The sequence below is a fragment of the Kitasatospora sp. NPDC058444 genome (assembly GCF_042721415.1).
Classification (GTDB): domain Bacteria; phylum Actinomycetota; class Actinomycetes; order Streptomycetales; family Streptomycetaceae; genus Kitasatospora.
In genome coordinates, this window is the sequence record NZ_JBHXLL010000025.1 from 45067 (window position 1) to 58930 (window position 13864).

A 13864-nucleotide genomic window follows, 5' to 3' on the forward strand; every position below is an offset into this window, starting at 1 on the left:
CGCGCCGCCGTCCCGCCACCCGCCGGGCTTCCCGGGGGTTCCTAGAGCTTCGGCGGTGCCGGGGCACCCGCGCCCCGGCCGGCCTTGACGCCGTTCACCATCGCCTGGTGGATCGCCCGCGCGGTGCTCTCGTCGCCCGCCGGCACGGGGCTGCCGACGACCGTGTACCAGTCCAGCGCGCCGGAGTACTGGACGGTCAGCCTCGCCTCGCCGTCCACCCAGGTGGTGTGCACGGTGAGGTCGCCGGAGATCGGGCCGACCTCGGCGGTGGTGACCCCACCGGGGCCGCTGATGATCGATTGAGTGGTCCAGGTCGCCCACGACGTGCGCGGGTCCGCGGGCGGCCGGGCCTGGCGGTTTCCTTGGTCGTGTTCGGTCATGCGCCTATCCTCCCCCGCGGGTGGACCGCCGCCGGAGCAGCGACACCCGCGGTCGCGGCGACCGCCCGGTCCCACCGGGCGGTCGAGTCGGTACGGCGGACGGTCAGCCGGGTTGGCCGGGCTCGTCCAGCATGGGGGCGCCCTCCGCCTGGGAGGTGTCCTGAGCGTGCAGGTTCTGCATCGAGGGGACCCCCTCCTCGGGGTCCGCGGCGCGGACGTCCTCGTCGTCCTCGGTGCTCACCTTGGAGCGGTCGCTCATGTCGGTCATCGCGGGCTCCGTCTCCTCGGCCGGACCCGGCGCGCCGGGGCGAGGGCGCGGCAGGGCCGGTGGTGTCTCTTCGCCCTCCCAGCCTGCCTCCGCCCCGGCGCCGGGGCCAGTCGGGTGACCCGGCGGGCTTCCCCGGCGGCTCCGCAGCGCTCCGCGGACCCGACCCGGACCTGACCCGGACCCGACCCGGCCTCACCCGGCCTTACCCCGGCCTCACCCGGTCGTCACCAGGCGACGGGCAGTGACCGCATGCCGTAGATGAACGAGTCGGTGCGGAACTCCAGCTCCTCGTGGGGGACGGCCGGCCGCAGCCCGGGCAGTCGCCGGAACAGCGTGGCCAGCGCGATCTGCAGCTCGGCGCGGGCCAGCGGCTGGCCGAGGCACTGGTGCACGCCGAAGCCGAAGGCGAGGTGCCGCCGGGCGTCCCGGTCCAGGTCCAGCTCGTCGATCGGCCGGCCGGCGCCGCCGAACACCTCCTCGTCCCGGTTGGCGGTGGAGAGCATCGCCATCACGCCCTCCCCGGCCCGGATCGTCGTGCCGCCCAGCTCCACGTCCTCCAGCGCCACCCGGGCCACCCCGGTGTGGATGATGGTGAGGTGGCGCAGCAGTTCCTCCACCGCGCCGGGCAGCGCGGCCGGGTCGGCCAGCCTGCTGATCTGCTCCGGCTGCTCCAGCAGCAGGGCGGTGGAGAGCGAGATCATGTTCGCGGTCGTCTCGTGCCCGCCGACCAGGAGCAGGAAGCCGGTGCTGGCGATCTCCTGCGTGGTGAGGTCGTCGCGGACGGCGAGACGGCTGAGGATGTCGTCCTGCGGCTCCTTGCGCTTGCGGGCCGTCAGCTCCTTCAGGTACTCCAGCATCTCGTCCCGGGCGTCCAGGAGCAGCTCGGGCGAGCTGCTCTGGGTGAGCAGCGTCCGGCTGACGCGCTGGAAGAACTCGTGGTCCTCGTACGGGACGCCGAGCAGCAGGCAGATCACCAGCGAGGGGATGGGCAGCGCGAAGTCGGCGACCAGGTCGGCCTCGGTGCGGCCTCCGGTCATCGTGTCCAGCGTCTCGTCCGTGATCCGCTGGATGTCCGGGCGCATCGCCTCGATCCGCTTGACCAGGAAGTCCCCGGTGACCATGCGGCGCAGCCGGTTGTGCTCGGGGTCGTCGAGGTTCAGGAAGCTCGGGTTCTCGGTGATCCGGTCCCGGCCGCCGGCGATCAGCAGCGGGAAGGCCGGGTGGCGCACGTCGGAGCTGAACCGGCGGTCGGACAGGATGGCGCGGACCTCGGCGTAGCCGGTGACGAGCCAGACGGACTCGCCCCCGGGCATGGTGGCGCGGGTCAGGCGGGAGGTGGCGGCGGCCTCGGTGTACGCGGGGGGCGGGCCGTACGGGCAGCCGGCCGAGTGGCGGGCCGGGAGGGCGATGCCGGGAGCGGTGGAGGAGCTAGTCAAGGCGGGATCTCCTTGCGTCGCGATGGTTCACCGGTGGGGGTGTGCTGGTCGGACGTTCGTCGTGCGCGGTCGTGTGTGGTGCGTGCGGCCGCGGGCTCTCGCCGGGGGAGCGGTCGGCCCGGACGGGCGGGGATCAGCCGTCGACCGCGATGGCCTCGGCCTCCGCCGGCTCGTCCTCGACCACGGTGATCGCACCGCCCGGGCAGAGCTGGGCGGCCAGCCTGAGGTCGGCGAACTGATCGGGCCGGAAGGAGATCTGACGGAGTCTCACCAGACTGTCGTCGTCGTCCTGATCGAAGACCTCGGGGACGTTCATGACACACAGCCCGGAGCTGCAGCAGCGGTCCCGGTCGACACTCACCCTCATGGTGGGCACCTCTCGCCAGTGCGCCGCCGGCTGCCCGGCGGCCGCCTCTCGTTGTCATGGTCAACCTAACCGCCGTTGATCCGTCCCTGGAGAGCACGGCGGCGGGATGGCGGAGAATGGCCGATTAGGCCCACGTTTGCAACTGCCCTACAGCGAAAGAGGTTTGAACCGGCGTCACCCCGAAAGGCGTGGGCGCCGCAGTCCCGGCCCTGGCCGACGGCGCGTGGGGTTCACAGGCCCTCGGCGGCGGCGATCTCCCGTACGGTCGCGACGGTGTCGGCCTCGGCGGCGCTCTTGTCCGGCCGGTAGCGCACCACCCGGGCGAACCGTAGGGTGAGGCCGGCCGGATAGCGGGAGCTGCGCTGCACCCCGTCGAAGGCGATCTCGACGACCAGTTCCGGTCGGACCCGCACCGTCCAGGCGTCCCGTCCGGTCTCCCGGGCCAGCAGTTCGACGGTCTGCCGGGCGAGCGTCTCGTCGGTCAGGCCCTTGAAGGTCTTGCCGAGCATCACCCACGGGCCCAGCCCCGGCTCGCCCGCCGCCCGGGCGCCCAGATGCAGGTTGCTGAGGAAGCCCTGCCGGCGCCCGCTGCCCCACTCGGCGGCCAGCACCACCAGGTCCAGGGTGTGCCGGGGCTTCACCTTGATCCAGCCCGCGCCGCGCCGCCCGGCCGCGTACGGGGCGGCCGGATCCTTGACCAGCACGCCCTCGTGGCCGAGCGCCAGCGTCTCGCGGAAGAAGGCCAGCGCCCGGTCGCGGTCCCCGGTCTCGACGCGGGCCGGCCGCAGTCCGTCCGGCACCGCCTCGGCCAGCGCCGCCCAGCGCTCCCGGCCCGGACGGTCCACCAGGTCCTCGCCGTCCCGGTGCAGCAGGTCGAAGAAGTAGGCGTCGAGCGGGACTTCGGCGCGCAGCCGGTCCGGGTCCCGCCGGGAGGCGGTGCGTGCGGCGGTCTCCTGGAACGGGCGCGGCCGGCCGTCCGGGCCGAGCGCGATCGCCTCGCCGTCCAGCACCGCCGAACGCAGCGGCAGCGCCAGCGCGGCCTCGGCCACCTCGGGGACGCGGGCGGTGATGTCGTCCAGACCGCGGGTGAACACCGCGACCTGCCCGCCCTCCCGGTGCACCTGCACCCGGATGCCGTCCAGCTTCCACTCCACCGCGGCCGGGCCGGTGCGCTCCAGCGCGCCGGTCACGTCCGGCGCGGAGGCGGCCAGCATCGGCCGCACCGCCCGTCCCACCTCCAGCCGGAACGCCGCCAGCGCCGTCTGCCCGCCGGTCAGCGCCGCCTCCGCCACCGCGCGGGCCGACCCCCGGAACATCAGCGCCCGCCGCACCGCCGCCGCCGGCACTCCGGCGGCCTGCGCCACGGCGTCCCCCACCACGGCGTCCAGCGCCCCCTGCCGCAGGTCCCCGACCAGCACCCCCCGCAGGAACCCCTGCTCGACCTCGGTCGCCCGCGCGAACAACCCGTGCAGCAGCCGCCGCCGCTGCTCCTGCGCCCCCGCCCCGTGCACCCCCGCGATCAGCTCCAGTTCCCGCTCCACCTCCCGCACCCCGAGCGAGGACTCCGGCGCCGGCTCCGGCAGGCCGCGCAGCGCCGCCGGCCCGATCCCGGTCCGCAGCCGCTGGGACTCCCCGGACAGCAGGGCCACCGCCGACGCCCCCTCCACCGGCCCGAGGTCCCGCAGGCAACCGGCCAGCAGCCCCGTCTTCGCCCGCCGCCCGGCCTCCGCCGCCACCTCCCTGGACACCGACGCCAACCGCAGCAACCCCGCCACACCACCACCTCCACCCCCCTCAGCATCCGCCCCCGTCCCGGCCCCCGCACCACGGCCGCCGCTCCCGCGGCAGCACCTGTCCCCGGGCGGCCACCCGGGGAGCGCCGGGCCTCGGCGGGGCCGTCTCGTCGGCCCCGCCGCCGCAAGGCGCCGCAGTGGCGCAGAGGGCGGTCGGTCTTGGCCGGGGAGGTGATCAGCGGCCGGACGACGGGGCGTCATGCTGAGGGCTCGCCCCGCCTTCCGAGTGATGGAGACCGAGATGAGCGACACCCCCACGACCCCCTGGAGCGTCGGCGCGCCCGAGGCCGCCGACTACCCGGCCTGGCGCGAACTGTTCCGTGGGTACTGCGAGTTCTACCGGGTCCCGATCCCGGAGGAGAAGGCCGAGCTGGTGTGGTCCTGGCTGACGGATCCGGGGCACGAGCTGGCGGGGCTGCTGGTGCGGGACGGCGACGGTAGGCCGGTCGGGCTCGCGCACTACCGGCCGTTCGCGCGACCGTTGCACGGGGCGGTCGGGTGCTTCCTGGACGATCTGTTCGTGGCACCGGAGGTCCGGGGTGGCGGCGCGGTCGACGCGCTGTTGGGCCGCCTGCGGGAAATCGCGGCGGAACGCGGGTGGAACACCGTCCGCTGGATCACCTCCGAGGACAATTACCGGGCCCGTGGAAAATATGACCAGGTCGCCACCCGGACCAGGTTCCTCACCTACGACATGGCTCCGGAGGCGCCGGCCGGCTGATGCCGAGGCCCAGCCGTCGGACATTCGTTCGGAGTTTCTGTTATCGGCGCGCCGCCCGGAGGTCTCCCCTGCGTCGGCACCCGACCAGTCGACCCGGAACAGAAAGCGTGGCCACGTGAACAGCGACGACAGGACGACCATCCTCCCGGCGAGCGGAGGCGGCGCCGGCAGCGACAGCGGGGGCGGAACCCGCGGCCGCTCCGGCGGCCGGGCGGCGCGGCGGGCTGCCGAGCGCCACACCGGCCGGGGCCGGCGGGCGCGTCGGCGCGGCGGGATCGTGCCGGTCACCGCGGTCGTCGCCGCCGTGGCGGGTACCGGGCTGTTCGCCGCGCTGGCCGGCGCGGGCTACGCGGCGTACGGCGGCAAGCAGACCGACCGGGACGTGGCCGGCCAGTCGCTGGCCGCCGAGGCGCTGATCTCCGCGGAGCTGGGCACCCACGACGGCATCCAGGTGCCCGGCACCGGTGGGACCAACCCGGACGTGCTGCCCCCGGCCACCCCCACCGCCACCGAGCCGGCGGCCACGGCGAGCGCTCCGGCCGCGCCGACCGCGACCGTTCCGGCCTCCCCGTCCGCCACCCGGACCACCCCGACGACTCCCGTCCCCAGGGCGGCCCCCCCGAACGCCCGCTCCGGCATCGACTTCCCGCTCTCCATCAAGCGACCCACCTTTCCCCCGCAGATGGGTGGGGGAGCTGCTCCGCCGGCGGGCGGCGGCGAGGCTCCGTCGTACGCCCAGCAGGTGGTGGACCTGGTCAACGCCGAGCGCTCCAAGGCCGGCTGCGGGCCGGTCGGCTCCGAGCCCCGGCTGGCCAGTGCGGCCCAGTCGCACAGCGACGACATGGCCAACCGCAACTACTTCGACCACGCCAGCCCCGAGGGCTACCACGCCGACCACCGGATCGAGGCGGCCGGCTACAGCTGGAGCAGCTGGGGCGAGAACATCGCCCGCGGTCAGAAGGACCCGGCCGCGGTGATGAACTCCTGGATGAACAGCCCCGGCCACCGGGCCAACATCCTCAACTGCTCGTTCACGCAGCTCGGCGTGGGGGTGCGCACCGGTAACAACGGCCCGTGGTGGACCCAGGTGTTCGCGTCCCCGGCGTGAGCCGGCCCGGTCCGGACCGCTGCCGTCAGAAGCCGAGCGGTCCGGGCCGATTTTCCGATTCCGTGCACATTGTTGTTATCTGATCACTCCACACGGGTCTCCGAGGAGGCAGCGGCGGACGGATACGGCAAGACGGAGTGCGGACCATGAACGCTGAGGTGCAGAACAGGACCGGGACCGCCCTGGTGCTGGCGGCGCAGACAGGTGACCGGCGGGCCCAGGAGGCGCTGGTCGCCGCCTGGCTGCCGCTCGTCTACAACGTGGCCGGCCGCGCCCTCGGCGGCCACGCCGACGTGGACGACGTCGCGCAGGAGACCATGATCCGCGCCCTCGACGGCCTGGAAGGGCTCCGCGACCCGGAGTCCTTCCGGTCCTGGCTGGTCGCCATCACCATGAACCAGGTGCGCCGCCGGCACACCGCCGGCCAGCAGCAGCCGACCGTCGGCGGCCTGGACGAGACCTGGGAGGTCGCCGACCCCCGGGCCGACTTCACGGACCTCACCATCCTGCGCCTCGGCCTGTCCGGCCAACGCCGCGAGGTGGCCGAGGCCACCCGGTGGCTGGACCCCGACGACCGCGAGCTGCTCGCCCTCTGGTGGCTGGAGGCCGCCGGCGAACTGACCCGCGCCGAACTCGCCGACGCCCTCGACCTGAGCCCGCAGCACACCGCCGTGCGCGTCCAGCGGATGAAGAAGCAGCTCGAAGCGGGCCGCGTCGTCGTCCGCGCGCTCTGCGCCTACCCGCGCTGCCCCGCGCTGACCGAGCTCACCGCGGGCTTCGACGGCACTCCGAACTCGGTCTGGCGCAAGCGCATCGCCCGCCACATCCGCGACTGCGCCGACTGCGGCGGCCTCGGCCGGGACCTCTTCCCGGCCGAAGGGCTGCTGGCCGGCCTCGCCCTGGTGCCGATCCCGCTGGACTGGCCGGTGCTGCTGCACTTCCAGCAGACCGCGGCCACCGTCGTCTCCTCGACGGCCGCCGCCGGGGCGGGAGCCGGGACGCACACGGGCGCCGGCGCAGGTGCGGGAGGACACGGCGGCTGGGCCGGCACGGCGGCCCGCAAGGCCGTCCTGGTGAGCGGGGCGGCCGCGGCGGTCGCGGTGACCACCCTCGCCCTGGTCTGGCCGCAGGCCGGCGAGCCTCCGCAGGCGACGGCACCGGAGCCCACCGCCCCGGCCGCCGCACAGGACATTCCGACGGCCGCCGCGGCACCCGCCGTCGTCGCCTCCGCGCCGGTACCGACCCCGACACCCGCCGAGAGCCCGACACCGACGGCGTCGCCCACGCCGACCGCGACCCGCACCGCCACACCGCAGCCCAACCCGGAACGCCAGCTGGTGGACCTGGTCAACGCCGAACGCGCCAAGGCGGGCTGCGCCCCGCTGCGGATCGACCCCCGGCTGCACGGCTCGGCCCAGAAGCACGCGGACGACATGGCCACCCGCGGCTTCTTCGACCACGTCAACCCGGAGGGCGTCCGGACCGAGGCCCGGATCACCGCCGCCGGCTACCGCTGGTCCCAGTGGGGCGAGAACCTCGACCGGGGTCCGACCACCCCGGCCGCCGTCTTCGCCCGCTGGATGGACGGCGGAATCCACCAGTCCAACATGCTCGACTGCGGATTCAAGGACATCGGCGTCGGCTTCGCCACCGGCTCCACCGGCACCCCCTACTGGACCCAGGACCTCGGCGCCCCGATGTCCTGAACCGCGGCCGACGGGCGACGGCCGACCGGCGACCAGGGCCGACCGGCTACGCGGGAGTGGCCGCCACCAGGCCGTTCGCCGACCCGGTCACATAGCCGGTGGCCTCCCCGAGGACGCCACCCGCGTCACCGACCTGTCCGGGGACCACGTCCGGAGCACTGCTCAGCGGCCCGGGCAGTCCCTCCTGCCCGCCCACGGCACTGGCGTGCGCACTCGGCGCGGTGAGGGAGGCCACGACACCGACGGCGAGCGAGGCAACGGCAAGCATGCTGCGCTTCTTCATGGCCGGTCCAACGACGCTGCGCCGGAAGGGTTACGGTTCGGACCCGTCGCGGGTTCACGGCGGGGAGCGTCCGGAAACGTTGGACGGCCCGCGAACCGACCGGGACTCTGCCGGGCGGCGGGCGGGCCGTGGGAACCACCATGGCCCCACCCGCCCCTGCCGGTCAGGGGCGCGTACGGTGCGACCGGACGCACGGCGGCGCGCCGGGCGTGCACCAGCAGCCCCAGCCGCGCCGTCAGAGCGTCCCGGAGCCGCGCGCCACCCCGGGCCCGCCCGCCACTGCGGCCCCACCCTCCCAGCCCGAGGGCCCGGGAACCGCCACCCCCGGAGCCCTGGTGGCTCCCGGCGCCGCCCCGGTCAGGCCGACCGGGCCCACCACCCAGTCCGGATGCCCCGGCATCGGCGGTGTCCGCAGCCCGTACAGCCAGTCCCGGAGGAAGCCCCGCAGGTCCTGCCCGGACACCGCCGAGGCCGTCCGCACGTAGTCCTCGGTGGACGCGTTCCCGTACCGGTGGGTGCTCAGGAAGGTGCGCTCGATCCGGTCGAAGGTCTCCGCCCCGACCTTCTCCCGCAGCGCGAACAGCACCAGCGCGCCGCCGGTGTACCGCTGGCTGTCGAAGAGGTCGGCGGCGTCGGGGGAGGCGACCGGCCCGGAGTCGTGCCGCCACTGGTCGCCCAGCCCGTAGAGGTAGCGCATCCGGTCGAGCAGCGTGGTGTAGCCCCAGGCGTCCGGCCACCCGCGCTCGTAGCGGTACGTCAGTCCGTAGAAGTCGGCGTGGCCCTCGTTGAGCCAGAGGTCGGACCAGGTGGCGGGGGAGACGCTGTCGCCGAACCAGGAGTGGACCAGCTCGTGCATCATGTGCGAGCCGATCGCCGGCTCCGCCTGGCGCAGGAAGTTCGGCTTGTAGAGGGTGAGCGTCTGGGTCTCCAGGCCGGTGAAGGCGAAGGCCGCCGGGTCGTCCGTGTCGACCGGCAGGATCCCGTACGTCTCGAACGGGAACGGCCCCAGGTGGGCTTCGGCCCAGGCGAGCTGACCGGGGGTGAGGGCGAGCGCGGGCTCCAGCTCGGCGGCGCGGGCGGTCGGCACCACGTCGCGCACCGGCAGGCCGTGCGGGCCGGTGCGCTCGCGCACGGTGTAGTCGCCGACCGAGACCTGGACCAGTTCGGTGGCCATCGGCTCGCGGGAGACGTACCGGCGGGTGGTGCGGCCGTCGCCCAGCCGCTCGGTGGCCGTCAACTCCCCGTTGGCCACGCCGAGGAGAGCGTCCGGGGCGGTCACCGCGATGGTGAACCGGGCCTTGTCGCCCGGGTGGTCGTTGCAGGGGAAGACGGTGTGGGCGCTGTTCGGCTGGCCGGCCACCGCGAAGCCGTCCGGGGTGGGGACCCAGCCGGTGTGCGGCAGCGAGCCCCGGGGGTCGGCGGTGTACTCGACGGCGAGCCGGGTGACGGCGCCCGGCCGGAACGGCCTGGCCGGAGTGACCGTCAGCTTCTCGTCGTGGGCCGCGAACTCCGCCGGCCGCCCGTCGACCCGGACGGTGCGCACGGTCAGTCCGAGCGCGTCCAGCTCCAGCCGGGCGAGGGTGCGGTCCGGCCGTACGGTGATCACGGCCGTGCCGTCCACCGTCCTGGTCCCGGCCCGGTACTCGAAGGCCAGGTCGTACCCGAGCGCCCGGTACCCGGTGTTCCCGAGCGAGGGGAAGACCGGATCGCCCAGCCCGTCGGCGGCGCCGGCCGTCGGCACGCTCGCCGACAGCACGACCGCACTGAGCACGAGCGAGGGAAGGAGACCGGCGCGGGGCCTGAGCAAGGTGATCACCGCACTTCACGACCGGGAGCGGAGGCGGGATCCGCCGGAACGGAGAGCGCCTGGGCCACGGATGCTAGTGGACGCCGGAGCGGCCCGGGCGCGATCGCTGCGTCCCGGCGACACACCGTGGTCCCCCGGACGGCCGACAGTGATGGCGGGGCCCCCGTACGCGGTCTAACGTGAGGAGTGCATCGTCCCCTGACGGACGATCCACGGCCGTCGGAAAACCTGGCCAGGTCCGGCGGCCGTACTCTGCTGTCCTGGCGCCGCGCGCCCGAACGCACCCCGTAGGCTGGCGGTCGAGACGACACCCGCGTACCGGATGCCAGGAGCCGCCGTGACCAGCCCAGCCGCACCCGTTCTGGTGATCGGCGAGTGCGTCGCTGACATCGTCCGATCGGGTGACACCCCGGACCGGGTGCACCCCGGCGGCAGCCCCGCGAACGTCGCCTACGGCCTGGCCCGGCTGGGCCGCCCGGCCACGCTGCTCACCGAGCTGGGACCGGACGCCAACGGCCGGCTGATCCGGCGGCACCTGGAGTCGGCGGGGGTGCGGGTGTGGGCCGCCGAGGTCTCCCGGACGCCCTCGGCGGTGGTGGAGCTGGACGGGCAGGGGCGGGCCCGCTACACCTTCGACATCCGCTGGACGCTCCCGCCGACCGAGCTCGCCGAGGCACCCGCGGCGATCCACCTCGGCTCGATCGGCGCGGTCACCGAACCCGGCGCGGCATCGGTGCTGGCGCTGGTCGAGCGCTGGCGCGGGCGGGCGCGGATCAGCTACGACCCGAACGTGCGCCCGGCGCTGATGGGGGACCGGGCCGAGGCCGTCCGCCGGGTCGAGCGCTGGGTGGAGCTGAGCGACCTGGTCAAGGCCAGCGACGAGGACCTGGCCTGGCTCTACCCGGGCGAGCGGCCCGAGGCGGTCGCCGAGCGCTGGCTGGCCCTCGGCCCGGCCGTGGTCGCGGTCACCCTCGGGGCCGAGGGCGCCTTCGCCCGCACCGCCGGGGGCGGACACGCCGAGGCGGCGGCCCTGCCGGTTCCGGTCGCGGACACCGTCGGCGCCGGCGACTCCTTCATGGCCGCCTTCCTGCACGCCCGCGCGGCCGACGCCGACCTCGCGGTCTGCCTGACCCACGCGGTGACGGCTGCCGCGCTGACCGTCGCCCGCCCGGGTGCCAACCCGCCCTCGGCGGCCGAACTCGCGGCCGCCCTCGGCGGAGGCGCCCCGGCGGCCTCATCGGGAGGCGCTCCGCCGGCCTCTCGATGAGCAGGGCCTCGTTCTCCGGGTGACCGGAAGGGGCCGCCGTCGCCGCTCCGGCGAGCCGGCCCCTCGGGGTCAGTGCCGCTGTTCCACGGCGGTGACGTCCTTTCCGTACCAGATCTCGGCGTACGGCCCGCTGCTGTAGGCGGGGATCTCCCGGTACCCGTTCCGCAGGTAGAGCGCGCGGGCCTCGACCAGGTCGAGGCGGGTGTCGAGGACGATCCGGTCCGCGCCCAGGGAGCGGGCGGCCCGGTCGACGGCGGCCAGCAGTTCGGCGCCGCCGCCGGTGCCGCGCAGGCCGGGGCGGACGAAGACGCGGGTGAGTTCGGCGGTGGTGGCGTCGAGTCGCCGCAGACCGGCGCAGGAGTGGGCGGCGCCGTCGTGGCGGCCGATCAGGAAGAGGCCGTTCGGGGCGGCGAGGTCGTCGCTCGGGGAGTCGGCCAGGCCGGACTCCAGCTCCTCGGGGGCGCCCTCCCGGTCGAGGTGCAGGCGGTAGTAGCGGTTGGCCACGTCGTAGTAGTACTCGCGCAGCAGGTCCAGGGCCTCCGGGGTGGTCACGTCGGCCGGGGCGACGGTCCAGGAGCCGGAGCTGCGGGGCGCGGTGTTCGTCATGCGCGCATGATCCACTCCGCGGCGCCGTCGCCGCAATCGGTTTTCCCGGCTGCCCCGCACCCGGCCCCGCCCGGCCACCCGGCGGCCCACCGCCCGGGCAAAGGAACGGCAAGGCCCCGGTGCGTCGTTGCCCCGCGCGAGTGATGAGGGGATTGGCGGTGGGGCGCGGCGGGGGAGCAGTGCACCCATGAACAGACCATCAGTTTGTCGTACTAGTGCGGGTCTGAGGGGGAATCAGCGGAATCGGACCGGCATGCGGACCGGCCTGCTGGCCACCGTCTGCCTCTCCGCCGTCCTGGCCGGCTGCGCCGGACCGGCCGCTCCCGCCGGGCCGAAGCCCGCCCCGATCGCCGACGCGAACGCGAAGGCTGCTCCCGCCGCCGAGCCCGCCGCGGCTCCGGCCGGCGGTGCGGAGGCGGAGGCCGCCGGTGCCGCCGAGGGTGCCGCCCCCGCCGCCCCGCCCGCGGCGCAGCCGCCGCTGCCCGCAGCGGCCCACCAGGAGGAGCAGGGCGGTGGCGAGGCCATGGCCCGTCAGGAGGCCGCCGCCCGCGCCACCTCGGAGGCCGCCCAGCGCTGGGGCCTGGAGCGCCCGCCGCTGAAGGCCCCGCCGCGCCCGGCGACCAGGGTCGCCCTCACCCCGGTGCAGGGGGTCAAGCTCGCGGACGGCCGACCGCCGGTCGTCTACCGGGTCCCCACCGACGACAAGGTGGTCTTCCTGACCGTCGACGACGGCGCCGAGAAGGACCCCGAGTTCTCCCGGATGGCCGAGGAGCTGGGCATCCCGCTGAGCACCTACGTCTCCGACTACCTCGCCCGCGAGAACTACGGCTACTTCCGCGACCTGCACGCCCACGGCGTGGAGATCAACAACCACACGATCAACCACCGCAACCTGAAGGTGCTGGACTACGAGACCCAGCGCCATGAGATCTGCGACCAGCAGGACCAGCTGGAGCAGCAGATCGGCGTCCGCCCCCGGCTGTTCCGGCCGCCGTACGGCGAGTACAACGACGACACCCTGCGCGCGGCGGCGTCCTGCGGGGTGGAGGCGGTGCCGATGTGGAACGAGGAGGCCTTCCCGGACCACATGGAATGGCGCTACGACGACCGGGAGCTGCATCCGGGCGACATCATCCTGACCCACTTCCGGGGCACCGACATCTGGAAGGCCTCCATGCCGGACCTGCTGCGCAAGGTCGTCAACGACGTCACCGCGCAGGGCTTCGCCCTGGCCCGGCTGGACGACTACCTGTAGCCGCACCACGGGCGTGGTCCACGGGGGTGGCCCACCGGAGCGGCCGGCCGCAGCGGCTCACCCCGGCGGCCGCGGGCCGGGCGACTCAGCCGAGCGAGAGGGCGTCGAGGTACACCCAGGCGCCCTCGTGCCGCACGAAGCGGCTGTTCTCGGTGAGCACGCCCTGCTCACCGCCCTCGGTCCAGTGGGCCCGAAAGGCGACCGTGCCCTCGGCGTGGAACGCGCCGCCCTCGGTGGCGGAGAGCACCTCCAGCCCGGTCCAGCGCAGGCCCGGGTCGAAGTCGACCTCCGCGGGCCGGGTGTCCGGGTGCCAGGTGCGCAGCAGGTACGCCTCGTCCTGCGCGGCGAAGGCGCTGAACCGGGAACGCATCAGGGACTCGGCGGTGGTGGCCGCCGTCTGGCCCCGGTGCAGTCGGCCGCAGCAGTCGCCGTAGCTGGCGGGCAGGCCGCACGGGCAGGGGGAGGAGGGCAGCAGCCGGGGCGCGGCGGCGCGCGGCTCGGAACGACGTCGGGACATGCCGTCCATTGTCCCCCACCCGTCGGGCGGCTCCCCGGCCACCCCTTGCACGACCGGAACAGGCCCGCCCCTCGGCGTACCGAGGGGCGGGCCCGTCCGTGTCACCCGGGGTCCGTCCGGGGGGCGGCACCGGTCGGCGGCTGGTCGGCGGCTGGTCGGCAGCCGGTCGGAGGCCGGGCGCCGCCGGGGCCGGTCGCGCGTTGCCCGGTCGGCGTGCTGCCCCGCTCCACCGTCCGGCAAGAATCGCCAGGCTTGTGGCGAGCCGCCTGCCACCTGCTGTTCGTCGCTGGTAGTAGTTGCCTGGTCGCGGAGCGATCCCCGCCGGGGAGCCCGTTCCCACGGGCTGGTCC

14 protein-coding genes are annotated in these 13864 nt (G+C 74.9%); 5 read left to right on the forward strand and 9 right to left on the reverse strand.

The annotated features are described in order from the left end of the window. Positions 1 to 41: 41 nt before the first annotated feature. From ACFWP2_RS24645 to ACFWP2_RS24665, 5 genes are all read right to left on the reverse strand, one after another. Positions 42 to 380 (reverse strand): hypothetical protein, encoded by a 339-nt coding sequence (locus ACFWP2_RS24645; RefSeq protein WP_380454962.1) that lies wholly within the window; start codon positions 378 to 380, stop codon positions 42 to 44. A 103-nt stretch (positions 381 to 483) separates the two neighbouring features. Then, positions 484 to 648 carry a hypothetical protein gene (locus ACFWP2_RS24650; RefSeq protein WP_380454964.1) on the reverse strand — a complete coding sequence of 55 codons (165 nt, stop codon included), beginning with the start codon at positions 646 to 648 and terminating at the stop codon, positions 484 to 486. A gap of 224 nt (positions 649 to 872) precedes the next feature. Continuing rightward, positions 873 to 2084: a cytochrome P450 gene (locus ACFWP2_RS24655; RefSeq protein WP_380454966.1), complete on the reverse strand. Its 1212-nt coding sequence runs from the start codon at positions 2082 to 2084 to the stop codon at positions 873 to 875. 133 nt (positions 2085 to 2217) lie between these two features. After that, positions 2218 to 2451 carry a ferredoxin gene (locus ACFWP2_RS24660; RefSeq protein ID WP_380454968.1) on the reverse strand — a complete coding sequence of 78 codons (234 nt, stop codon included), beginning with the start codon at positions 2449 to 2451 and terminating at the stop codon, positions 2218 to 2220. Positions 2452 to 2681: 230 nt separating this feature from the next. Continuing rightward, complete coding sequence (locus ACFWP2_RS24665; RefSeq protein WP_380454970.1) at positions 2682 to 4226, reverse strand: ATP-dependent DNA ligase; 1545 nt, start codon at positions 4224 to 4226, stop codon at positions 2682 to 2684. Positions 4227 to 4485: 259 nt separating this feature from the next. Here ACFWP2_RS24665 and ACFWP2_RS24670 point away from each other — a divergent pair, with 259 nt between their 5' ends. The 3 genes from ACFWP2_RS24670 to ACFWP2_RS24680 all read left to right on the forward strand — a co-directional run bounded on the left by ACFWP2_RS24670 (position 4486) and on the right by ACFWP2_RS24680 (position 7779). Next, positions 4486 to 4965: a GNAT family N-acetyltransferase gene (locus ACFWP2_RS24670; RefSeq protein ID WP_380454972.1), complete on the forward strand. Its 480-nt coding sequence runs from the start codon at positions 4486 to 4488 to the stop codon at positions 4963 to 4965. A 115-nt stretch (positions 4966 to 5080) separates the two neighbouring features. Then, positions 5081 to 6073, forward strand: coding sequence for a CAP domain-containing protein (locus tag ACFWP2_RS24675; protein ID WP_380454974.1), 993 nt, complete (start codon positions 5081 to 5083; stop codon positions 6071 to 6073). Between the two features lie 146 nt (positions 6074 to 6219). Then, positions 6220 to 7779: a sigma-70 family RNA polymerase sigma factor gene (locus ACFWP2_RS24680; protein ID WP_380454976.1), complete on the forward strand. Its 1560-nt coding sequence runs from the start codon at positions 6220 to 6222 to the stop codon at positions 7777 to 7779. A gap of 46 nt (positions 7780 to 7825) precedes the next feature. On the opposite strand, the gene ACFWP2_RS24685 is transcribed toward ACFWP2_RS24680, so the two are convergent. Continuing rightward, positions 7826 to 8047, reverse strand: coding sequence for a hypothetical protein (locus ACFWP2_RS24685; protein ID WP_355269299.1), 222 nt, complete (start codon positions 8045 to 8047; stop codon positions 7826 to 7828). A gap of 250 nt (positions 8048 to 8297) precedes the next feature. After that, positions 8298 to 9833 carry a M1 family metallopeptidase gene (locus ACFWP2_RS24690; RefSeq protein WP_380454979.1) on the reverse strand — a complete coding sequence of 512 codons (1536 nt, stop codon included), beginning with the start codon at positions 9831 to 9833 and terminating at the stop codon, positions 8298 to 8300. A 373-nt stretch (positions 9834 to 10206) separates the two neighbouring features. Here ACFWP2_RS24690 and ACFWP2_RS24695 point away from each other — a divergent pair, with 373 nt between their 5' ends. Next, positions 10207 to 11136 carry a carbohydrate kinase gene (locus ACFWP2_RS24695; RefSeq protein WP_380454981.1) on the forward strand — a complete coding sequence of 310 codons (930 nt, stop codon included), beginning with the start codon at positions 10207 to 10209 and terminating at the stop codon, positions 11134 to 11136. A 69-nt stretch (positions 11137 to 11205) separates the two neighbouring features. Here the strand turns inward: ACFWP2_RS24695 and ACFWP2_RS24700 are convergent, their stop codons facing one another. Further along, positions 11206 to 11742: a GNAT family N-acetyltransferase gene (locus tag ACFWP2_RS24700; protein ID WP_380454983.1), complete on the reverse strand. Its 537-nt coding sequence runs from the start codon at positions 11740 to 11742 to the stop codon at positions 11206 to 11208. Between the two features lie 253 nt (positions 11743 to 11995). Here ACFWP2_RS24700 and ACFWP2_RS24705 point away from each other — a divergent pair, with 253 nt between their 5' ends. Then, complete coding sequence (locus tag ACFWP2_RS24705) at positions 11996 to 12997, forward strand: polysaccharide deacetylase family protein (RefSeq protein ID WP_380454988.1); 1002 nt, start codon at positions 11996 to 11998, stop codon at positions 12995 to 12997. Between the two features lie 85 nt (positions 12998 to 13082). On the opposite strand, the gene ACFWP2_RS24710 is transcribed toward ACFWP2_RS24705, so the two are convergent. Then, positions 13083 to 13514: a YchJ family protein gene (locus tag ACFWP2_RS24710; protein WP_380454990.1), complete on the reverse strand. Its 432-nt coding sequence runs from the start codon at positions 13512 to 13514 to the stop codon at positions 13083 to 13085. Positions 13515 to 13864: the final 350 nt, after the last annotated feature.

What these genes read in the sequence shown, in the direction of transcription:
- ACFWP2_RS24705 (WP_380454988.1), top strand. Translation starts at nt 11,996, where the DNA reads ATGCGGACCGGCCTGCTGGCCACCGTCTGCCTCTCCGCCGTCCTGGCC.
- ACFWP2_RS24660 (WP_380454968.1), bottom strand. Translation starts at nt 2,451, where the DNA reads ATGAGGGTGAGTGTCGACCGGGACCGCTGCTGCAGCTCCGGGCTGTGT.
- ACFWP2_RS24645 (WP_380454962.1), bottom strand. Translation starts at nt 380, where the DNA reads ATGACCGAACACGACCAAGGAAACCGCCAGGCCCGGCCGCCCGCGGAC.
- ACFWP2_RS24670 (WP_380454972.1), top strand. Translation starts at nt 4,486, where the DNA reads ATGAGCGACACCCCCACGACCCCCTGGAGCGTCGGCGCGCCCGAGGCC.
- ACFWP2_RS24680 (WP_380454976.1), top strand. Translation starts at nt 6,220, where the DNA reads ATGAACGCTGAGGTGCAGAACAGGACCGGGACCGCCCTGGTGCTGGCG.
- ACFWP2_RS24685 (WP_355269299.1), bottom strand. Translation starts at nt 8,047, where the DNA reads ATGCTTGCCGTTGCCTCGCTCGCCGTCGGTGTCGTGGCCTCCCTCACC.
- ACFWP2_RS24700 (WP_380454983.1), bottom strand. Translation starts at nt 11,742, where the DNA reads ATGACGAACACCGCGCCCCGCAGCTCCGGCTCCTGGACCGTCGCCCCG.
- ACFWP2_RS24650 (WP_380454964.1), bottom strand. Translation starts at nt 648, where the DNA reads ATGACCGACATGAGCGACCGCTCCAAGGTGAGCACCGAGGACGACGAG.
- ACFWP2_RS24710 (WP_380454990.1), bottom strand. Translation starts at nt 13,514, where the DNA reads ATGTCCCGACGTCGTTCCGAGCCGCGCGCCGCCGCGCCCCGGCTGCTG.